Raw genomic sequence first — 20,719 nt, 5'->3', positions numbered from 1 at the left:
GTTGCGAAAAATGGCTCAGACCGCCCAGAACGCCGGTGCACTGGTGAGTGCCGCCTTGATCAACTGCACGGCCTGATCAATATCCTGCTCGGTGGTAAACCGTCCCAGGCTCAAGCGAATGGTACGCCCGGCGCTGCGCGCATCATGCCCCAGCGCCAGAAGTACGTGGGACGGTGCATTGCTTGCCGAATTACAGGCCGAGGTCGCAGAAAACGCCATGCCCGCGCTCAAGGCCGCAGCGTTGAATTCACCTTCGCCAAATGTGAGGCTGAGAGTATGGGGAATACGCTGGGTGGCGCTGCCATTGAGGCGCACTCCGCCCACCGACTCCAACTGCTCCAGCAGACGTTGGCGCAACGCCACGATCACAGCCTTCTCTTCGACAAAAGACGCCGCTGCCAGCGCGAATGCCATGCCCATGCCAGCAATCTGATGGGTCGCCAGGGTGCCGGAGCGCAAGCCGCCTTCGTGGCCGCCGCCGTGAATCTGCGCCAACACCTTCTGCTGCGCCCGCGGCCCCACATACAACGCGCCGATGCCCTTGGGGCCATACAGTTTGTGCGCGGAAAACGACATCAAGTCCACCGGCCACTCACCCAGGTCAATCGCCACCTTGCCCGCGCCCTGCGCCGCATCCACGTGCAACAACGCACCGTGTTCACGCACCCGCGCGCCAATGCCCGGAATGTCGTTGAGCGTGCCCAGTTCGTTGTTCACCAGCATCAGCGATACCAGGAAGGTGTCTTCACGCAACGCTTCGCTGACTGCGTCGGCGCTGATCAGCCCATCGGCGTCCGGCACCAGATAGGTCACGGCCACGCCGGCTTCCTGCAGTTGCCGCGCGGTATCCAGGGTGGCCTTGTGCTCGATCTGGCTGGTGATGATATGCCCGCCCGCCACGCCCCGTGCCTGGGCCACTCCCTTGATCGCGAGGTTGTTCGATTCCGTCGCGCCGGAAGTCCAGACGATTTGCTCAGGCGCGGCACCGACCAGTTCGGCGACCTGGCGACGTGCCTGCTCGACCGTTTGCCGGGCGGCTTGGCCGAACGCGTGGGAACTGGACGCAGGGTTGCCGAAATTGGCGTTGAAACCCAGGCACTCAACCATGACCTGGATGACCCGCTCATCCACCGGCGTGGTGGCGGCGTAGTCGAAATACAACGGACGTTTATTCATGACGTTAAAGACTCGCAGAGCAGGTTCCCGAGAGCAGCGTCTCAGGGGCATCGACCGGGACAGAGGTCGTCAGGTTTAACCGATCGAATGCCATTAAAAAAGGACCACTTTAGGCAAATGTGCGTAGGAACGCTCCTGAAATTCAGCTTAACAGGCTGAAGTCGCCCCATGGAAAACAAAAACCCGAGGTTCCTTGAGGGAAACCTCGGGTTCTTCGCTGCCAATACCCCACTCAACTGGGACGACCATGCAGGGTCACGCTGCGCTCGGCGTTCATTTCACCCTGGCGATCGAAGCTGTAGGACTTTTGTGGCTGCCCCAACAGTGCCGCGCGCTGCTGTTGATATTCATCAAACGACAAGCCGCGACGGCTCAGTGCTTCAAGGGCCAACTGCCTGCTTTCTTCCACCGAATAGGGACGCAACTCAGGCGCAGGATGAGTCGCACACCCGGCGACGACGGAAGTGACAAGCAATAAGGCAACAGCAAGCAATCGGTTCATGGTGGCGGCTCTGCGAAGTGGGTTTCGAGTCAATGAACACAGGCTACTCCCGCCCCTGGGCAGGGAAAAATCACCTGCCGTGATAGTCGCTATCAGCCGCCGAGGCACCTTCGATAGCTACGCCTTTTATATTCTTTATTGGTCTATAAATATGGAAATACGTTCATTTACGGAATAACCATAACCCTCTATAAATGGCAACACACTCAACGGGCACTGTTCGCCACGCAACTGTTGCCCAGGCAACAGCCATTCAACAAATCAGCAGGCCGACAACACCAGGAGTTTCCAGCACTGAGCCCACAGCCCACGCCACTCAAGGCCCGCAGCCTTTGGTACAGCTCTTGCTCAACACGCTGCACACCTGCTGTGAACCACTGTTGAAAAAGGAACTGTTCATGACCCGTCCCCTGAATGTCGTTGCCCTCTCCGGCGGAACCTGGCGCCCGTCCCGTACCCTCGTATTGACCCAGGCCGTGCTGGCAGAACTCGCCACCCTGCTGCCCATTCAGACCACCTTGATCGAGTTGGGCGACATTGCCCGGCCATTGGGCGGTGCGCTGTCCCGCGACGAATTGCCGGCCGAGGTCGAAAGCCAACTGTTGGCCATCGAACAGGCCGACCTGCTGATCGTCGCTGCGCCGGTGTATCGCGGCTCCTACCCGGGCCTGCTCAAACACCTCTTCGACCTGGTCGGCCTCAACGCGCTGATCAACACCCCGGTGCTGCTGGCCGCCACCGGCGGCAGCGAACGCCACGCATTGGTCCTCGATCACCAGTTGCGTCCGCTGTTCAGCTTCTTCCAGGCATTGACCTTGCCGATTGGTGTGTACGCCACCGAAGCCGACTTCACCGACTACCAAATAACCAGTGAGCCCTTGAAGGGCCGTATTCGTCTTGCGGCAGAACGCGCTGCACCGTTGTTTGCAGCGCACTCCCCCTCCCTGCTGAAAATCGCTTAAGGATTTGCCATGGATGTTTTCTGGTTTCTGCCGACTCACGGCGACGGTCATTACCTGGGCACTACCCAAGGTGCACGGCCAGTCACCCTCAATTATCTGAAGCAAGTCGCGCAAGCGGCTGACAGCCTGGGTTACCACGGCGTGCTGATTCCTACCGGGCGCTCGTGCGAAGACTCCTGGGTCATCGCTTCCGCGTTGGTGCCGTTGACCGAGCGCCTGCGCTATCTGGTAGCGATCCGCCCTGGGATTATTTCTCCGACCGTTTCAGCGCGCATGGCGGCAACCCTGGATCGCCTGTCCAACGGCCGCCTGCTGATCAACGTGGTCACCGGCGGCGACCCCGACGAGAACCGCGGCGACGGCAGTTTCCTCGACCACAGCGAACGCTACGAAGTCTCCGACGAGTTCCTCAAGATCTGGCGTCGCGTGTTGCAGGGCGAATCGGTGGATTTCGAAGGTAAACACCTGCGCGTGCAGAACGCCAAGGCCCTTTACCCACCCGTGCAGAAGCCCTACCCACCGCTGTATTTCGGTGGGTCCTCCGACGCGGCCCACGACCTCGCCGCCGAGCAGGTCGACGTGTACCTGACCTGGGGCGAGCCGCCCGCTGCCGTCGCGGAGAAACTCGCGGATGTGCGTGAGCGCGCCGCCCGTCACGGCCGCACCGTCAAGTTCGGCATTCGCTTGCACGTGATCGTGCGCGAAACCGAAGAAGACGCCTGGAAAGCCGCCGACAAACTGATCGAGCACATCAGCGATGAAACCATCGCCGCTGCGCAAAAATCCTTCTCGCGCTTTGATTCCGAGGGCCAGCGTCGCATGGCCGCCCTGCACGACGGGCGCCGCGACAACCTGGAAATAGCCCCCAACCTGTGGGCCGGTGTCGGCCTGGTGCGCGGCGGTGCCGGCACGGCGCTGGTGGGCAACCCGCATCAGGTCGCGGCACGCATCAAGGAGTACGCCGACCTGGGCATCGAGAGCTTCATCTTCTCCGGCTATCCGCATCTGGAAGAGGCATATCGCTTTGCCGAACTGGTGTTCCCGCTGTTGCCGGAGCCATACGCCAGCCTCGCCGGGCGCGGTATCACCAACCTCACTGGTCCATTCGGCGAAATGATTGCCAACGATGTACTGCCCACGAAAAAGGCTTGAGGGCAGTGAGAGCGGCTTTATGTGGGAGCGGGCTTGCCCGCGATGCACACACCTCGGTATGTCAGTTAGCCCGAGGTGATGCTATCGCAGGCAAGCCAGCGCCCACAAAAGCCCGCTCCCTCATTTGGCCTTCATTACCAAATCGATAGTGAGGAAACCCGCGTGACAGCCAAACCCCACAGCGTCCTGCCTTCCCCCTTGCAGACCGCCAAACTGCTGGCCGCCGAATTCGCCCTCAGCGCCGTCGAACGCGACGAGCGCGGCGGCACGCCCAAGGCCGAACGCGACGCGCTGCGCCACAGCGGCCTGCTGGCCCTGAGTATTCCCACCCAATACGGCGGCCTCGGCGCACGTTGGAGCGACACCCTGGGCGTCGTGCGTGAATTCGCCAAGGTCGACAGTTCCATCGCCCACGTCTTCGGCTTCCACCACCTGATGCTCGCCACCGTGCGCCTGTTTTCGCGCCCGGACCAATGGCAACCGTGGTTCGAACAGACCGCACGCAAAAACTGGTTCTGGGGCAACGCCCTCAACCCGCTGGACACTCGCACGCTGGTCAAGGACTTCGGTGGCTGGCGTGAGTTCTCCGGCAAGAAAAGCTTTTGCTCCGGCGCCAGCGATTCGGAAATGCTCATCGCCTCGGCGGTGGATGAAAACGCCGGCGGCAAACTGCTGATCGCCGCCATCCCGAGCGGGCGCAGCGGCATCACCCTGCACAACGACTGGAACAACATCGGCCAGCGCCAGACCGACAGCGGCAGCGCCAGCTTCGAGCGGGTCCGCGTCGAAGAGTCGGAACTGCTGCTCGATCCCGGCCCGCTGAGCACGCCCTTCGCGTGCCTGCGCCCACTGATCGCGCAGTTGACCTTCACGCACATGTTTCTCGGAATTGCCGAAGGCGCCTTCGAAGAAGCGCGCAACTACACCCTCACCGAAACCCGTGCCTGGCATAAATCCGCCGCCGCCGAGGTGCGCAACGACCCGTACGTGCTGCATCACTACGGCGAGTTCTGGGTGGCCTTGGAAGGCGTGCGCCTATTAGTGGAACGTGCCGCCGATTTGCTCGACCAAGCCTGGGCCAAAGGCCCCAACCTCAGTGAACACGAACGTGGCCAACTGGCGATTGCCATCGCCACCGCCAAGGTCGCCGCCACCCGCCAGGGCCTGGAGTTGTGCAGCCGGCTGTTTGAAGTCACAGGTGCACGCTCCACCCACGCGTCGCTGCGCCTGGACCGCCACTGGCGCAACCTGCGCACCCAAACCCTGCACGATCCAGTGGACTACAAACTCCATGAACTGGGGGACTGGGCGTTGAACCAATCCCTGCCGACTCCGACGTTCTACTCCTAAGAAGAGGTGCCCATGCAGCTTTTAACCTTACCGCCCTCGCCCGCCCTTGCGACCTCGATCCGCGCCACTGCCCAGGTCTTCGAAGACCCCAAATCCCAGGCGCTGCTCGACCACATCCAGCAAGTGGCGCCCAGCGAAGCCAGCGTGTTGATCATCGGCGAGACCGGCACCGGTAAAGAGCTGGTGGCACGGCATATCCACAACCTCAGCGCGCGGCGCAACCGGCCATTCGTGGCGGTGAACTGCGGGGCGTTCTCCGAATCCCTGGTGGAAGCCGAACTGTTCGGCCATGAAAAAGGCGCCTTCACCGGCGCCCTCAGTGCCAAGGCCGGCTGGTTCGAGGAGGCCGACGGCGGCACCTTGTTTCTCGACGAGATCGGCGATTTGCCGATGGCGATCCAGGTCAAGTTGCTGCGCGTCCTACAGGAGCGCGAAGTCGTACGCCTGGGTTCGCGCAAGAGCATTGCGATAGATGTGCGTGTATTGGCGGCGACCAACGTGCAACTGGAAAAGGCCATCAACGCCGGGCATTTCCGCGAAGACCTCTACTACCGCCTCGACGTGGTCAGCCTGGAACTCAGCCCACTGCGCGAACGCCCCGGCGACATCTTGCCGTTGACCCGGCATTTCATCGAAGCCTACAGCCAGCGCCTGGGCTACGGGCCGATCACGATCAGCCGCGAGGCCGAACACAAGCTTAAAAGCTACAGCTGGCCGGGCAATATCCGCGAGCTGGAAAACGTGATTCACCACACCTTGCTGATCTGCCGCAACGGCGTGATCGAACGCGACGACCTGCGCCTGTCGAACCTGCGCATCGAGCGCCAGGACGACAGCCAGCACACCACCGACAACAGCGCCGAAGCGCTACTGGAGCGAGCCTTCCAGAAACTCTTCGAAGAACAGGCCGGTGCCCTGCACGAAAAGGTCGAGGATGCCCTGTTGCGTGCCGCCTATCGTTTCAGCCACTACAACCAGGTGCACACCGCCAACCTGCTGGGCCTGAGCCGCAACGTCACACGTACACGCCTGATCAAGATCGGCGAGCTGGCGGTGAACAAACGTCGCCCGGGGGAAAACGTGCAAGGCGAACGGATGTTGCACTTATCCATTTAGGCGGCAGTGCAACGCATCGTCATGACTGCGCTCGAAACTGCGCAGCACCTGGAACGAACCAAAGGTCACGGCCGTGGCCTGGTGGGCGCGAATCAGCGTCCAGAAATCATCCTCGCCGTGCTCAAAGCGCTGGAACGCCGCCTCGCCATCCTCGCGGGACTGCCATTGCAGACAATTGAGCACCCGCCGCCCGTCATCGCTGACCTGTACGCTCGCACTCAAAAAACCGTCATGGTCCTGGGCCAGGCGTTCGCTTTGGATGGACAACGCCGCCACCAGGGCGACTTGCTGCCGGGGTTCGATGTGAAATTCGATCAGTTGAGTGAAACCGCGATTCTTCTCTGATACCTGCATGAACACTCCCCTTTCTCTGTAGGCAGAATCTTGCGATTCGATGCCACGCAGGGTAAAACCTCTAGTTAACTAGAGGTCAAGCGCTGTTTCGGAGTTCATGCATGCTCAACAAGGAACTCACCGTTGGCCAACTGGCCGCCCGCAGCGGCGTGGCAGTCACGGCCCTGCACTTCTACGAGGCCAAGGGCCTGATCAAAAGCAATCGTAACGCGGGCAACCAAAGGCGTTATCCACGGGATGTGCTGCGACGGGTGGTGGTTATCAAGATCGCACAGCGTTTGGGGATTCCCCTGGCAACCATTGGCGAAGCGCTGCATGCCTTGCCGGATGGGCGCGCACCGACGGCCAAGGATTGGGAGCGGCTATCCGCGTTGTGGCGTGAAGACCTCGACGAACGGATCAACAAGTTGTTGCTGCTGCGCGACAAGCTCAACGGCTGTATTGGCTGTGGGTGTTTGTCGTTGGAGGCATGCCCGTTGCGTAATCAGGGTGATCAACTGGGTGAGCGCGGGCCGGGGGCGCAGTTGCTGGAGCCCACGTGAAGGGCCAGTCAATGTGGTTGCCACGAAGGTGTGACCTATAGTGAAAAGGCCGTCCCTCCAAAACCACCACCTAAGGAGAACGAAATGAGCGTCAAACCTATCCCCGAGGGCTTTCAGAGCATTACCCCATACCTGGGCATCAAAAAAGCCGCCGAAGCGATCGAGTTCTACAAAAAAGCCTTCGATGCTATTGCGGTCATGCGCCTGGACATGCCCGACGGCAAGGTCGGCCATGCGGAACTGCGCATCGGCGGCTCGCCGATCATGCTGGGCTCGCCCTGTGATGAAAGTGCCTTTGGCAGCCCGCGCGATGGGCATACCAGCGTCGGCATCCACCTCTATGTGAACGACGTCGACAAGCAGTACAAACAAGCCATCGCCGCCGGCGGCACCGTGATATCTGAACCCAAGGATCAGTTCTACGGCGACCGCTGCGGCACGCTGAAAGATCCGTTCGGCCATGTGTGGTTTGTGGCCACCCGCAAAGAAGACCTGACCGAAGCGCAGATCCGCCAACGCGCCATGGAAATGTTCCAGCAAGGCTGAGACTCCAGAAGCAACACCATCACAATGTGGAAGGGGGCCTGCCCCCTCCCACGCGTTCCCCCTTGCCCCGTGTGACTCCAAGATGCAGGCACTCAGCATCAGGAGTCCCTGCATGTTCGCCGGCCTCGAAAAACACAGCTGCCACCTCAAGGCAGGATAAAGCCCTGCTGCGGGGTGATCACGTGTTCGCTCACAGGCCACTGAAACATTTACTTTCATTTATCGGTTAGGGATTTCTCATTCTCATCCGTCTTAACTTAGATACAGCCCGTCGCGTCAGCAAAAGCTACGACCGGCCTTTCCCGGGCCTCCATCGCCCCCCTCCGATCAAGACCCGCATTCACATGTCGAAGAAGTCACGCTCAAAACTCTGGTTTCTCGTACATAGCTGGCTGGCATTGCCCATCTGGTTCTTTGTACTGATCGTCTGCGTCACCGGCACCCTGGCGGTGGTCAGCCAGGAGATCGTCTGGCTGGCCAACCCGGACATCCGCGCCAGCAAGCCATCAGACGATGCCGAACCGCTGAGTTATGATCAGGTGATCGCCGCCATCAAGCGCGACGAGCCCCAGGTGTTCGTCCAGTCGATCAGCCGTCCCGACGAATCGCATTTCGCCCTTAGCGTCGACCTCAGCTACCCGGATGGGCGCTCGGTGGAGGTCTACGTCAACCCGTATACCGGCAAGATCCAGGGCATCAGCCCGTCCTTCAACTTCCAGGCCTTTACCCGCGCCCTGCACGGCTGGTGGCTGGTGCCATTCACCAATGGCTACAGCTGGGGCTGGTACCTGGTGTCGGCACTCGGCATTCCGTTGCTGGCGTCGTTGGTAACCGGGTTGGTGGTATACAAGAAATTCTGGAAAGGCTTCCTGCGCCCGACCCTGCGGGTGCGCCACGGTGCGCGGATCTTCTGGGGTGACTTCCACCGCCTGAGCGGGATCTGGTCGATCTGGTTCATCCTGGTGATCGCCGTCACCGGCATCTGGTTCCTGATCCGCGCGATCCTGGGGGACAACCAGATTTCGATCTCCACGGAGCCTGTGATCCCGGTGATTGCCCGGGAAAAGGTGCCCATGTCGCAGCCCGGCGTGCCGGCACCAATGATTCCGGTGGACGAGGCAATCAAGATTGCCACCCAGCGCATCCCGGGGCTGGAGGCGAGTTTCGTCAGCCTGCCGCTCAACGCCTACAGCCACCTGCAGATTGGTGGCCGCGGCTGGTACCCGCTGATGTACCAGACCGCACAGATCAACCCCTACGACGGAGAGGTCGCAGCCGCGCACCTGCTTTCCGACCGTTCAAAGCTGGAGTTCGTCACCGAGTCCATGCGCCCGCTGCACACCGGCGACTTCGGTGGCCTGTGGATCAAGCTGATCTGGGCGTTCTTCGGCCTGATCATGAGCATGATGGTCCTGAGCGGCCTGCTGATCTGGACCAAACGCACCGCCCTGGCCACCCTCAATGCCCTCAAGCGCGAAGCCAAGACGCAACGCGCGCCGGCTGCTATCGCGGCCATGCAGGCTGAAACTTCGGAGGCCCGCCCATGAGCAAGGTCCTTGCCGCACCGCCTTCGCCCCTGCGGGCCTTTTGGCTGAAGTGGCGTTTTCACATTAATGTCCTGCTGCTACTGATCCCTCTGGGTTTCATGCCCAAGTACTTTGCCGACGCCGCGTTGTTCCGCGGTGACAGCGGTATCGGCGAACGCGTAGCCGGTGACGTGCAGGTCGGGCCCTGGAGCCTGACCCTCGCCGAGTTTCGCAATGAAGGCCCAAGCCCGGACCCGGCAGGCCCGATGAAGTTCTTCAACGCCGCCCTGTGCGACACCTGTGCCGAGCAGGTCAAGGCCACTTACCTGCGTATCGGCAAGCCTCGCAGCCTGCGCGCTGCCGGGGTGATCTTCTTTGGCACGCCGTACCGCATGGGCGCCGCCCTGCCGGTGCCGGAACGCACGCCGGTAGACGCCGAAGTGTGGATCACCATGGAAGGCTGGGACGGCAGCATGCACCAGGGTTCCATCCCGCTGAGCCAGGCCTCGCCTGCCACCATTGCCTGGCTGAACAAGCAAGGAGTTAAACCATGACTTTGATGCGCCTGACCCGCGCCTGCAGCGTCCTGCTGCTGTGCGCCGGTTTCAGTAACCTGGCCCTGGCCCACAACCCGATGTGCGAATGCAAGGAAATCCCCGGCGAGCAGATCCAGTGCAAAGGCGGCTTCTCCGATGGCAGCGGCGCGCCCGGCGTGACCCTGGACGTGATTGGCTACGACGAAACCATCCTGGTGCCCGGCAAGCTCGGCCAGGATTCGACCCTGACCTTCAAGAAACCCTCCGCGGAGTTCTACGTGCTGTTTGATGCGGGCCCTGGCCACGTGGTGGAAATCGACCAAGCGGACATCCAGCCACAATGAGTACCACACAGGTTGTCCGCCCCGCCGGGGCCGGCCACGAAACCCTCTACGTCCTGCTGCTGTGCCTGATCATCCTCGCGGTGGCGGGCTCGGTGATCGCGTTGCACGGCGAAACCCAGACCGTCGCGGCCGTGCCCAGCCATCAACTCGACGCACGCCGCGACCTGAGCGCCGCCGAGCAAGGGATCTACGCCGACCTGCGGGTGACCCTGGATGAAATCCAGTTGCTGCAGCAGGAACACAGCGCCCTGCCAACGCCCGCGCAATTGGCCGAAGAAGGCTTCGCGCCCTTCGCCCAGGACGCCAGTTCAGTCAGCCGCGGCGACCATCGCTGGCAGGTGCTGGAGCCATCGTCCTACCTGGGCCTGAGCCAGGCGCCGGGCACCGCCGGTTCGCTGCTGATGCGCGTGCACGGTGCCGAGCCAGATGTCTGGCTCAATCGCAGCGCCAACCTGGCCGCTCCTTCCGACCTCTCTGACCAGGCGCTGATCGCAGCCGGCTGGCAACAGGTGGTCACGCAATTCGATGCCGGCGTGACGCGCCAGCACCGCCACTGAACGAGAAGACCGATTGCCCATGTCTATTTCATCCCCCCTGTTGCGCCTGTTGCTGGTTGGCCTGCTCAGCCTGATGCTCGCCCCACTGGCGAATGCCGAAGCGGCCAAGCGCCTGCGCATCGGCATCACCCTGCACCCGTACTACAGCTATGTGAGCAATATCGTCGGCGACAAGGCCGAGGTCGTGCCGTTGATTCCCGCCGGTTTCAATCCCCATGCCTACGAACCGCGCGCCGATGACATCAAGCGCATCGGCAGCCTCGACGTGATCGTGCTCAATGGCGTCGGCCATGATGATTTCGCCGACCGCATGATCGCCACCAGCGAGCGCCCGGACATCCCGGTGATCGAAGCCAACGCCAACGTGCCGCTGCTGGCCGCCACCGGCAATGCCGCACGCGGTGCGGGCAAGGTGGTCAACCCGCACACCTTCCTGTCGATCAGCGCGTCGATTGCCCAGGTCAACAACATTGCCCGCGAGCTGGGCAAGCTCGACCCGGACAACGCCAAGACCTACACCCAGAATGCCCGCGCCTATGGCAAGCGCCTGCGCCAGATGCGCGCCGACGCCCTGGCCAAACTGACCAGCGCGCCCAACCCGGACCTGCGCGTGGCCACCGTACACGCGGCCTACGACTACTTGCTGCGCGAATTCGGCCTGGAAGTCACCGCCGTGGTCGAACCGGCCCACGGCATCGAGCCGAGCCCGAGCCAGTTGAAGAAAACCATTGATGAACTGCGCGCGCTGGACGTGAAGGTGATCTTCTCGGAGATGGATTTCCCGTCGACCTACGTCGAGACCATCCAGCGTGAGTCCGGGGTCAAGCTGTACCCGCTGTCACATATTTCCTACGGCGAATACACGCCTGAAAAGTACGAAGTGGAAATGACCGGCAACCTCAACACCGTGGTGCGGGCGATCCAGGAGTCGGGAGCATGACGGCGGCGGAGCAACTGAAAGTCGCCAGCGTCGGCCCGACGATCGAGTTCGACAAAATCTGCCTGACCCTGGGCCGCACCACGATCCTCGACGGCGTGAGCTTCCAGGTAGAGCCGGGCAGCATCCACGCGCTGGTCGGCCCCAACGGCGGCGGCAAAAGCTCGCTGATCAAGACCTTGCTGGGGCAAACGCCGCACCAGGGGCAATTGCGCCTGCACTGGCCGACAGCCGTGGGTACCGTCGGCTACGTCCCCCAGGCACTGGAATTTGACCGCGGCTTGCCGATGACCGTGGATGACTTCATGGCTGCCATGTGCCAGCGCCGCCCGGCATTTCTTGGCCTGTCCACACACTACGCCAGCGCGATTGGCGATGCCCTGGAGCGCGTTGGCATGCAGGACAAGCGCAAGCGCCGCATGGGCGCGCTGTCCGGCGGTGAACGTCAGCGCGTGTTGCTGGCCCAGGGGCTGATCCCGGCGCCGCAATTGCTGGTGTTGGATGAGCCGATGTCGGCCCTCGATGAAGCCGGCATCCAGGTGTTCGAACGCCTGCTCAATGACTGGCGCCTGGCCGGGATCACCGTGCTGTGGATCGAGCACGACCTCGAAGCCGTCGGCCGCCTGGCCGACCGCGTCACCGGCCTGAACCGCCGCGTGCTGTTCGACGCCACACCCAAAGAAGCACTGACCCCGGATCGCCTGCTGACCCTGTTCTCCACCCACCCTCGGAGCCTGGCGCAATGAGTTATGAAGCTTTTCGCTTGATGGTCCAGGGCTGGGCCTCTTCCGGGTACCTGCCGGAAGCGCTGGCCTATGGTTTTGTGGTCAACGCGCTGCTCGCCGGCCTGCTGATCGGGCCGGTACTCGGTGGTTTGGGCACGCTGGTGGTGGTCAAGCGCTTTGCGTTTTTTTCCGAAGCGGTCGGCCATGCCGCACTGACCGGCGTGGCCGTGGGCATCCTGCTCGGCGAACCCTACACCGGGCCGTATGGCGCGTTGTTTGGCTACTGCCTGCTGTTCGGCATCCTGCTCAACTACCTGCGCAACCGTACGGGCCTGGCGCCGGACACCCTGATCGGCGTGTTCCTCTCGGTGTCGCTGGCATTGGGCGCGAGCCTGCTGCTGATCCTGGCGGGCAAGATCAACGTGCACATCCTCGAAAACGTGCTGTTCGGCTCGGTGTTGACTGTCAACGGCAATGATCTGCTGGTACTGGCGATTGTCGGCGCGCTGGTGATGGCCCTGGCGTTGCCGCTGTACAACCGCATCATGCTCGCCAGCTTCAACCCGCAATTGGCGGCGGTGCGTGGCGTGGCAGTAAAGACCCTGGATTATCTGTTCGTGATCCTGGTGACGCTGATCACCGTGGCGGCGGTCAAGGTGATCGGCGCGATCCTGGTCGGTGCGTTGCTGGTGATCCCGGCCGCAGCGGCACGCCTGTTGAGCCAGTCACTCAAGGGCTTCTTCTGGATCTCGGTGGTGATCGCCACGGTCAGCACCCTGTGCGGCATCCTGCTGCCGATCATCTTCGACCTGCCGATCCCGTCCGGTGCCGCGATCATCCTGATGACCGGCATCGCCTTCGCCCTCGCCGCCATAGCACGCGGCACCGTGCCCAGCCTCAAAGGGAATCTAGGATAATGCGCCCCGTCTTTCGCCCACTGGCCTTGGCCATCGCTTGCTTGATCAGTACCTCGGCACTGGCTGTCGACGGTTTCGAGCCCAACGGTTTCAAAACCAACCACGGCCTCGGCCATGCCGCGCTCAGCAAGGCCACCTCGATAAAGCCGGTCAAGGTGCTGGCTTCGCTGCCGGTCACCTACGGCTTGGCCGAGGTGTTGCTCAAAGGCACCGACGTGCAACTCGAACGCGCCGCGCCAGCCAACCTACCGGGTTCGCGGCAGGTGTCCTACTTCACCGGCCGTGGCGCCCCGGCGCTGGGCAAGCTGGCCGCGGATGCCGACGCCGCCATCGGCCTGCGCTCGCTGTGGGCCGATGACCCGCTGTACCCGGTAGCGCGACGCAGCAACATCCGCATCGTCGAAATCGACGCCGCACGCCCGGTAGACGGCGGCCTGCCGGGCATCGCCGTGCAGCCCGGCGTGGCCGACGGTTTGAACAGCCAGCCATGGCAATCAAGCAACAACCTGGGGCGCATGGCCGATGTGCTGGCCGCCGACCTGAGCCGCCTGGCGCCGAGTGCCAAGCCAAAGATCGACGCCAACCTCGCCGCCCTCAAACAGCGCCTGCTCAAACTCACCGCCGACAGCGAAGCGCGGTTGGCCAAGGCAGACAACCTCAGCGTGGTCAGCCTGAGCGATCACTTTGCGTATCTGGTCAGCAGCTTGAACCTGGAAGTCATCAGCACCGATGCGCGGCCGGACGCCGAGTGGACGCCGCAGGCCTTGCAGAAACTCAGTGCCGAGCTCAAAGACAACGACGTGGCCGTGGTGCTGCATCACCGGCAGCCAAGCGAAGCGGTAAAAGCGGCAGTTGCCGCTGGCGATTCGCAGCTGTTGGTCTTGAATGTGGATGGCGCAGACCCGGTGGCAGAGCTGGAAACCAACGTGGATCAGGTGCTCAAGGCACTCACACCCTAAATCCAACTGTGGCGAGGGTCACACCACATCCACGCCCACGTGGATCGCATCATGCCGCCAGAACTCCAGGTCACAATCGATCAACCGCTGGTGCTGGTCATAATTGACCCGGGCAATGCGCAAGCCGGGGCTGCCCACCGACACACGCAACGTCGCGGCAGCCTCCATCGGCAGTGACGTCGGCACGATTTCAAAGCGTACCCGCCCGTAGTGCAGGTCGTACTTGCGGGCATACAACTCGGTCATCGACTGATTCAAATCGCAGTCCAGAATCCCCGGAAAATACTGTGGGTTCAGGTAGTGCTCCACATACAGCACCAAGCGCCCGTCGATCCGCCGACCCCGGCAGATCTGGATCACACTCGACAACGCCGGCAACTGCAACCACGCACACACCGCCGCCGACGCCGGCTGCAAGCGCGCCGAGATCACTTCGGTGGACGCCACCCGCCCCTGGTCGCTGACCATCGCGTGAAAGTGGCTACGCTGCATCAGGTTGTAGGCCAGCCGTGGCGGCGAGACAAACCAGCCACGGCGTTCTTCGCGATAGATCTGGCCCTGGGCCTCCAGTTGTAACAAGGCTTCCCGCACCGTGATCCGGGTGGTACCAAACAACTCGCTGAGCTTGCGCTCGGCCGGGAGTTTGCTGGCGGGCGGCAACAGGCCGTGGTCGATCTGCTCTTGCAGCGCCAGGCCGATGGATGTCACCGCCTTGATTGCCTCATCACGCATCAACGTTACCTATCTGGACTAGACCAGCACCGTTCGGGTGCAGAAACCGCGCTGTATTTGGGCTGTTGCAGTTGCATGCCAGCCTAGGCATTGCAGATGACCGACAGATGACAGTCCGTGCCTGCCCCGCGCAGAACACCCTGCAATACATCGGCCAAGTCCAATCAATGCGGGCACCTGGGCATGGTCTACGCTCACTCTGAGCGCAGCGACATCAGCGATTTAAAAACGACATCGACATGAAACTGTCATCCACCGGGCCTAAATTGGCTCAGGTATTGCTGACCTAGACCAACTGGGGCGATTCATCACTGATTTCTTGGGGCGCCCCAAGAAATCAGTGATGAATCGCCCCCCGCAATCGTTCATAAAAACGCAGCGTTGATAACGCCCAAAGGAGCTTCGGATGAAACAGCTTTTCCTGGCATCACTGTTAGGCTCGACCATTGCCATGTGCACCGCCGCCATGGCCGCTGATACCGATCTAAAAACCCTTGAAGCCGCCGCGAAAGCGGAAGGCGCCGTCAACAGCGTCGGCATGCCCGATGACTGGGCCAACTGGAAAGGCACCTGGGAAGACCTGGCCAAGACCTACGGCCTCAAGCACATCGACACTGACATGAGCTCGGCCCAGGAAATCGCCAAGTTCAAGGCAGAGAAAGACAACGCCAGCGCCGACATCGGCGACGTCGGCGCGGCCTTCGGCCCGATTGCGGTGAAGCAGGACGTGACCCAGCCGTACAAACCGTCCACCTGGGCCCAGGTGCCGGATTGGGCCAAGGACAAAGACGGGCACTGGGCCCTGGCCTACACCGGCACCATCGCGTTTATCGTCAACAAGAAGCTGCTGCACGGCTCTGAAGTGCCTACCAGCTGGGCTGACCTGCTGACCGGCAAGTACAAGGTCTCCATCGGTGACGTAAGCACTGCGGCCCAAGCGGCCAATGGCGTGCTGGCGGCGGCCATCGCCAACAAAGGCGACGAAAAGAACATCGCCCCAGGCCTGCAGTTCTTCACCAAGATTGCCCAGCAAGGTCGTCTCGGCCTGTCCAACCCGACCATCGCCACCATGGAAAAAGGCGAAATCGAAGTGGGCGTGGTCTGGGACTTCAACGGCCTCAGCTACAAGGCCAAGATGGCTAACCCGGATGACTACGTGGTGCTGATCCCATCCGACGGTTCGGTGAAGTCCGGCTACACCACCATCATCAACAAATACGCCAAGCACCCGAACGCCGCCAAGCTGACCCGCGAATACATCTTCAGCGACGCCGGCCAGCTCAACCTGGCGAAGGGCAATGCGCGCCCGATCCGCGCTGAAACCGACCTGAAACTGCCGGCCGAAATCGCCAAGAACCTGATCCCGGGCGAGCAGTACACCAAGGCCAACCCGCAACCGATCAAGGATGCCGACGCCTGGGAAGCAACTGCCAAGAAGCTGCCACAACTGTGGAACGAGCAAGTCATCGTAGAGATGAAATAACAGACCTGAAATGCGGTCAGTGTGGGAGCTGGCTTGCCTGCTCCCACAATTTGGTCCGGTTGGGTCAGAGAAATTGAGTCAAGCCTACTGTTGCGGAGCGCCTCCCCCCATGAAGCACAATGTCATCCTTGTCGTGCTCGACGGCCTCAACTTCGAGGTTGCAAGGCACGCCATGGGGCACTTGCAGGCCTATGTCGGCGCAGGACGCGCAGCCCTCTACAAGCTGGAATGTGAACTGCCCGCCCTGTCCCGCCCTCTGTATGAATGCATACTCACCGGCGTGCCTCCGATCCAGAGCGGCATCGTCCACAACAACGTCTCGCGCCTGTCCAACCAGCGCAGCATTTTCCATTACGCCACCGATGCCGGTCTGTCCACCGCAGCGGCGGCTTACCACTGGGTCAGCGAGTTGTATAACCGCACCCCCTTCCTCGCCGCCCGCGACCGTCATACCGACGACAAGGCACTGGCGATCCAGCACGGGCATTTCTACTGGCATGACCACTACCCGGACTCCCACCTGTTTGCCGACGCCGAAAGCCTGCGCCGCAAACACGCACCGAACTTCCTGGTGGTGCACCCGATGAACATCGACGACGCCGGCCACAAGCACGGCCTTGACACCCCGCAATACCGCAACAGCGCACGCTCGGCTGACATTATCCTGGCCGATTACCTGCAAGCCTGGCTCGACGCCGGCTACCAAGTGCTGGTGACCGCCGACCACGGCATGAACAACGACCGTTCCCACAACGGCCTGCTGGCGCAGGAACGCGAAGTGCCGCTGTTTGTCTTCGGCGATGCCTTCAGCCTGGACCCCAACGCCACGCCGAAACAGACCGACCTGTGCGGCACCGTCTGTGAACTGCTGGGCGCGCCCCACGACAAACCTGTCTGCCGGGAGCTGTTGAAATGACCCGAGGCAAATGGTTGGCGCTGCTGTGTCTGGTGCCCTTCGCACTGTTCTTTATCGTGTTCGAAATCGCCCCGCTGGTGTGGGTGCTGATCAACAGCCTGCAAACCGAAGAGGCCGGCTGGGGCATGGAAAACTTCGTGCGCATCTTCAGCTCGAAGTTCTACCTGCAAGCCATCCAGTTCAGCCTGGAAATCAGCTTCTACTCCAGCATATTCGGCATCATCATCGCCACGCTGGGCAGCTACTCGTTGCGCCGGGTGGATTCGCCACTGCGCAATTTCGTCACCGCTTTCGCCAACATGACCAGCAACTTTGCCGGTGTGCCCTTGGCGTTCGCGTTCATCATTTTGCTCGGTTTCAACGGCAGCATTACGATCATGCTCAAGCAGGCGGGGATCATTCAGGACTTCAATCTGTACTCCAAGACCGGCTTGATCATCCTCTATACCTACTTCCAGATTCCCCTGGGCGTGTTGCTGCTGTACCCGGCCTTCGATGCATTGCGCGAAGACTGGCGTGAGTCGGCTGCACTGCTCGGCGCGAATGGCTGGCAGTTCTGGCGGCATATCGGCCTGCCGGTGCTCACCCCGGCCCTGCTCGGTACGTTCGTGATTCTGCTGGCCAACGCCCTGGGCGCCTATGCAACGGTGTATGCCTTGACCACCGGCAACTTCAACGTGCTGCCGATCCGTATTGCCGGGCTGGTGTCCGGCGACGTGTCCCTCGACCCGAACATGGCCAGCGCCCTGGCCGTGGTACTGGTGGCGCTGATGACCGTGGTCACGGTGGTCCATCAACTGCTGCTCAAGAGGAGCTACCATGTCTCGCGCTGAAGCCGGCCCGGCCTCCCTCTACCACCGTGTGGTGGTGTATGTGTTGTTTGCGATCCTGGTGCTGCCGCTGGTGGGCACCTTTGTCTACTCCATCGCCAGCAGTTGGTCGGCGACGATCCTGCCTGCCGGTTTTACCCTGAAGTGGTACGTGCAGTTATGGAGCGACCCGCGCTTTCTGATGGCGTTCGGGCAGTCGCTGCTGGTGTGCGTCGGCGCGCTGATCCTGTCGGTGGTGCTGATACTGCCGCTGCTGTTCGTGGTGCATTACCACTTCCCGAAACTCGATGCGCTGATGAACATCCTGATCCTGCTGCCCTTCGCGGTGCCGCCGGTGGTGTCGTCCGTGGGCCTGCTGCAACTCTATGGCTCCGGGCCGCTGGCGATGGTCGGCACACCGTGGATCCTGATCGGTTGCTACTTCACCGTCGCCCTGCCGTTCATGTACCGCGCGATCACCAACAACCTGCAAGCGATCAACCTGCGCGACCTGATGGACGCCTCCCAACTGCTCGGCGCCAGCACCTGGCAGGCGGCGATCCTGGTGGTGCTGCCGAACCTGCGCAAAGGCCTGATGGTGGCGCTGCTGCTGTCATTCTCGTTCCTGTTCGGCGAGTTCGTGTTCGCCAACATTCTCGTCGGCACCCGCTACGAAACGTTGCAGGTGTACCTGAACAACATGCGTAACAGCAGCGGCCACTTCACCAGTGCCGTCGTGATCTCCTATTTCTTCTTTGTGCTGGTGCTGACCTGGGCCGCCAATATCTTGAACAAGGACAAAAGCCAATGAGCTTCGTCAGCGTCCAACACCTGCAAAAAGGCTACGCCGGCACCCCGGTATTCAGTGACATCAACTGCGAGATCGCCAAGGGTGAGTTCGTCACCCTGCTCGGCCCGTCCGGTTGCGGCAAGTCCACGCTGCTGCGCTGCATCGCCGGGCTGACGCCGGTGGACAGTGGCAAAATCCTGCTGGATGACCAGGACATCGTCCCGCTGAGCCCGCAGAAACGAAACATCGGCATGGTGTTCCAGAGCTATGCACTGTTTCCCAACATGACCGTGGAACAGAACGTCGCCTTTGGCCTGCGCATGCAGAAGGTCAACGCCGACGACAGCCACAAGCGCGTGCAGGAAGTGCTGCAACTGGTGGAACTCAAGGACCTCGCCGGCCGCTACCCGCACCAGATGTCCGGCGGCCAGTGCCAGCGCGTGGCCCTCGCCCGCTCCCTGGTGACCCGGCCGCGCCTGCTGTTGCTGGATGAGCCGTTGTCGGCGCTGGATGCGCGGATTCGCAAGCACCTGCGCGAACAGATCCGCCAGATCCAGCGCGAACTGGGCCTGACCACGATCTTCGTGACCCATGACCAGGAAGAAGCCCTGACCATGTCCGACCGCATCTTCCTGATGAACCAGGGCAAGATCGTCCAGAGCGGCGACGCCGAGACCCTCTACACCGCGCCGGTCGACGTATTCGCCGCCGGGTTTATCGGCAACTACAACCTGCTGGATGCCGACAAGGCGACCCAACTGCTGCAACGTCCGATCAACAGCCGCATCGCCATTCGCCCCGAGGCCATCGAGCTGAGCCGCAGCGGCGAACTCGACGCCCTGGTACGCAGCCATAGCCTGCTGGGCAATGTGATCCGCTATCGCATCGAGGCGCGCGGCGTGGAACTGGTGGTGGACGTGCTCAACCGCTCGGCCGACGATCTGCATCCGGACGGCCAGCGCCTGGCACTTTCCATCGACCCAAGCGCCCTGTGTGAAGTAGCCTGACGCAACGATTTACTGAGAGAGCACGACCGATGGCATTGGTAATTTTTGATCTGGACGACACCTTGATCCACGGCGACTGCGCCACCCTGTGGAGCGAGCAGATGGGCCGCCTGGGCTGGGTCGACCCGGAGTCGTTCATGCGCAAGAACAACGAACTGATGGACGCCTACAGCCAGGGCGAGCTGAAGATGGAAGACTACATGGACTTCAGCCTGGAACCGATGATTGGCCGCACACCGGCGGAAATCGAGCACCTGGTAGAGCCGTGGGTCGAGGACGTGATCGAGCCGCTGATCTACAGCGACGCCACCAGGGCCATCGCCCGTCACCGCGCAAATGGCGACCGGATTCTGGTGATCTCCGCGTCGGGCACCCATCTGGTCCAGCCTATTGCAGCGCGGATCGGCATTGATGAAGTGCTGGGTATTGAACTGGAGGTCAGTCATGGCGTGTACAGCGGGCGAACCGTGGGGGTACTGACTTACCGCGAGGGCAAAATCACGCGTTTGCTGGAGTGGCTGGAGCAGGAAGGCGAGACGTTGGAGGGGGCGTATTTCTACTCGGACTCGCGTAATGATCTACCGTTGCTGTTGAAAGTGGATCATCCGCAAGTAGTGAACCCCGATCCAGTATTGCGCGCCCATGCGGAACAAGCTGGCTGGCCCATCCACCACTGGATCTGATCACACCCTGCCGAGTTGAAAACCCAATCAACTGTGGGAGCTGGCTTGCCTGCGATAGCGGTGTGTCAGATGAAGAATTCTTCACTGATATACCGCTA

24 protein-coding genes are annotated in these 20,719 nt (G+C 61.8%); 20 read left to right on the top strand and 4 right to left on the bottom strand.

The window, feature by feature from the left end:
* Positions 1-15: 15 nt before the first annotated feature.
* Positions 16-1,176, bottom strand: coding sequence for a cysteine desulfurase family protein (locus AC3ISR_RS09840; RefSeq protein WP_192301234.1), 1,161 nt, complete (start codon positions 1,174-1,176; stop codon positions 16-18).
* Between the two features lie 232 nt (positions 1,177-1,408).
* Positions 1,409-1,678, bottom strand: a complete 270-nt coding sequence (locus AC3ISR_RS09835; RefSeq protein WP_192301233.1) for a hypothetical protein — start codon at positions 1,676-1,678, stop codon at positions 1,409-1,411.
* Positions 1,679-2,076: 398 nt separating this feature from the next.
* On the opposite strand from AC3ISR_RS09835, the gene msuE reads away from it, so the two are divergent.
* The 4 genes from msuE (at position 2,077) to AC3ISR_RS09815 (ending at position 6,258) form a co-directional block, all read left to right on the top strand.
* Positions 2,077-2,640: an FMN reductase gene (gene msuE / locus AC3ISR_RS09830; protein ID WP_192301232.1), complete on the top strand. Its 564-nt coding sequence runs from the start codon at positions 2,077-2,079 to the stop codon at positions 2,638-2,640.
* A gap of 9 nt (positions 2,641-2,649) precedes the next feature.
* A complete protein-coding gene (ssuD, locus tag AC3ISR_RS09825) occupies positions 2,650-3,792 on the top strand; it encodes an FMNH2-dependent alkanesulfonate monooxygenase (protein WP_463984946.1) in 1,143 nt (380 codons plus the stop codon).
* Between the two features lie 162 nt (positions 3,793-3,954).
* Entirely contained in the window at positions 3,955-5,142 is a 1,188-nt protein-coding gene (locus tag AC3ISR_RS09820; RefSeq protein WP_489324728.1) for an acyl-CoA dehydrogenase family protein, read from the top strand.
* A gap of 12 nt (positions 5,143-5,154) precedes the next feature.
* Entirely contained in the window at positions 5,155-6,258 is a 1,104-nt protein-coding gene (locus AC3ISR_RS09815; RefSeq protein WP_192301229.1) for a sigma-54 interaction domain-containing protein, read from the top strand.
* Here AC3ISR_RS09815 and AC3ISR_RS09810 read toward each other — a convergent pair.
* Positions 6,247-6,612 carry an antibiotic biosynthesis monooxygenase gene (locus tag AC3ISR_RS09810; RefSeq protein WP_463984944.1) on the bottom strand — a complete coding sequence of 122 codons (366 nt, stop codon included), beginning with the start codon at positions 6,610-6,612 and terminating at the stop codon, positions 6,247-6,249. The genes AC3ISR_RS09815 and AC3ISR_RS09810 overlap by 12 nt on opposite strands.
* A 101-nt stretch (positions 6,613-6,713) precedes the next feature.
* Between AC3ISR_RS09810 and soxR the strand changes: the two genes are divergently transcribed.
* The 10 genes from soxR to AC3ISR_RS09760 all read left to right on the top strand — a co-directional run bounded on the left by soxR (position 6,714) and on the right by AC3ISR_RS09760 (position 14,201).
* The gene (soxR, locus tag AC3ISR_RS09805; protein WP_192301227.1) at positions 6,714-7,154 is read left to right on the top strand and encodes a redox-sensitive transcriptional activator SoxR; all 441 of its coding nucleotides are present in this window, start codon (positions 6,714-6,716) and stop codon (positions 7,152-7,154) included.
* 84 nt (positions 7,155-7,238) lie between these two features.
* Complete coding sequence (locus tag AC3ISR_RS09800) at positions 7,239-7,700, top strand: VOC family protein (RefSeq protein ID WP_463984943.1); 462 nt, start codon at positions 7,239-7,241, stop codon at positions 7,698-7,700.
* A gap of 344 nt (positions 7,701-8,044) precedes the next feature.
* A complete protein-coding gene (locus tag AC3ISR_RS09795; RefSeq protein ID WP_463984942.1) occupies positions 8,045-9,247 on the top strand; it encodes a PepSY-associated TM helix domain-containing protein in 1,203 nt (400 codons plus the stop codon).
* A complete protein-coding gene (locus AC3ISR_RS09790) occupies positions 9,244-9,780 on the top strand; it encodes a thiamine pyrophosphate-binding protein (RefSeq protein WP_192301224.1) in 537 nt (178 codons plus the stop codon). Before AC3ISR_RS09795 ends, AC3ISR_RS09790 begins: the two co-directional genes overlap by 4 nt.
* A complete protein-coding gene (locus AC3ISR_RS09785; protein ID WP_192301223.1) occupies positions 9,777-10,106 on the top strand; it encodes a hypothetical protein in 330 nt (109 codons plus the stop codon). The genes AC3ISR_RS09790 and AC3ISR_RS09785 overlap by 4 nt, the downstream gene beginning before the upstream one ends.
* On the top strand, positions 10,103-10,663 hold the full coding sequence (locus tag AC3ISR_RS09780) for a DUF6162 family protein (RefSeq protein WP_192301222.1): 561 nt from the start codon (positions 10,103-10,105) through the stop codon (positions 10,661-10,663). The genes AC3ISR_RS09785 and AC3ISR_RS09780 overlap by 4 nt, the downstream gene beginning before the upstream one ends.
* Before the next feature lie 19 nt (positions 10,664-10,682).
* A complete protein-coding gene (locus tag AC3ISR_RS09775; RefSeq protein WP_463984941.1) occupies positions 10,683-11,603 on the top strand; it encodes a metal ABC transporter substrate-binding protein in 921 nt (306 codons plus the stop codon).
* Positions 11,600-12,346 carry a metal ABC transporter ATP-binding protein gene (locus AC3ISR_RS09770; protein WP_463984940.1) on the top strand — a complete coding sequence of 249 codons (747 nt, stop codon included), beginning with the start codon at positions 11,600-11,602 and terminating at the stop codon, positions 12,344-12,346. The genes AC3ISR_RS09775 and AC3ISR_RS09770 overlap by 4 nt, the downstream gene beginning before the upstream one ends.
* A complete protein-coding gene (locus AC3ISR_RS09765) occupies positions 12,343-13,242 on the top strand; it encodes a metal ABC transporter permease (protein ID WP_463984939.1) in 900 nt (299 codons plus the stop codon). The genes AC3ISR_RS09770 and AC3ISR_RS09765 overlap by 4 nt, the downstream gene beginning before the upstream one ends.
* A complete protein-coding gene (locus tag AC3ISR_RS09760; protein ID WP_463984938.1) occupies positions 13,242-14,201 on the top strand; it encodes a metal ABC transporter substrate-binding protein in 960 nt (319 codons plus the stop codon). Before AC3ISR_RS09765 ends, AC3ISR_RS09760 begins: the two co-directional genes overlap by 1 nt.
* Before the next feature lie 18 nt (positions 14,202-14,219).
* On the opposite strand, the gene AC3ISR_RS09755 is transcribed toward AC3ISR_RS09760, so the two are convergent.
* Positions 14,220-14,933, bottom strand: coding sequence for a UTRA domain-containing protein (locus AC3ISR_RS09755; RefSeq protein ID WP_463984937.1), 714 nt, complete (start codon positions 14,931-14,933; stop codon positions 14,220-14,222).
* Between the two features lie 406 nt (positions 14,934-15,339).
* Between AC3ISR_RS09755 and AC3ISR_RS09750 the strand changes: the two genes are divergently transcribed.
* The 6 genes from AC3ISR_RS09750 to AC3ISR_RS09725 all read left to right on the top strand — a co-directional run bounded on the left by AC3ISR_RS09750 (position 15,340) and on the right by AC3ISR_RS09725 (position 20,621).
* Entirely contained in the window at positions 15,340-16,416 is a 1,077-nt protein-coding gene (locus AC3ISR_RS09750) for an ABC transporter substrate-binding protein (protein ID WP_192301217.1), read from the top strand.
* A gap of 109 nt (positions 16,417-16,525) precedes the next feature.
* Positions 16,526-17,332 (top strand): alkaline phosphatase family protein, encoded by an 807-nt coding sequence (locus AC3ISR_RS09745; RefSeq protein WP_226455496.1) that lies wholly within the window; start codon positions 16,526-16,528, stop codon positions 17,330-17,332.
* The gene (locus AC3ISR_RS09740; protein WP_192301215.1) at positions 17,329-18,165 is read left to right on the top strand and encodes an ABC transporter permease; all 837 of its coding nucleotides are present in this window, start codon (positions 17,329-17,331) and stop codon (positions 18,163-18,165) included. The genes AC3ISR_RS09745 and AC3ISR_RS09740 overlap by 4 nt, the downstream gene beginning before the upstream one ends.
* On the top strand, positions 18,152-18,952 hold the full coding sequence (locus AC3ISR_RS09735) for an ABC transporter permease (protein WP_192301214.1): 801 nt from the start codon (positions 18,152-18,154) through the stop codon (positions 18,950-18,952). The genes AC3ISR_RS09740 and AC3ISR_RS09735 overlap by 14 nt, the downstream gene beginning before the upstream one ends.
* Positions 18,949-19,938 (top strand): ABC transporter ATP-binding protein, encoded by a 990-nt coding sequence (locus AC3ISR_RS09730; RefSeq protein ID WP_192301213.1) that lies wholly within the window; start codon positions 18,949-18,951, stop codon positions 19,936-19,938. Before AC3ISR_RS09735 ends, AC3ISR_RS09730 begins: the two co-directional genes overlap by 4 nt.
* A 29-nt stretch (positions 19,939-19,967) precedes the next feature.
* Entirely contained in the window at positions 19,968-20,621 is a 654-nt protein-coding gene (locus tag AC3ISR_RS09725) for an HAD family hydrolase (RefSeq protein ID WP_463984936.1), read from the top strand.
* Positions 20,622-20,719 lie beyond the last annotated feature (98 nt).

It is taken from the genome of Pseudomonas sp. GL_117 (assembly GCF_057835125.1).
This window is presented reverse-complemented; position numbering and strand designations above follow the sequence as displayed.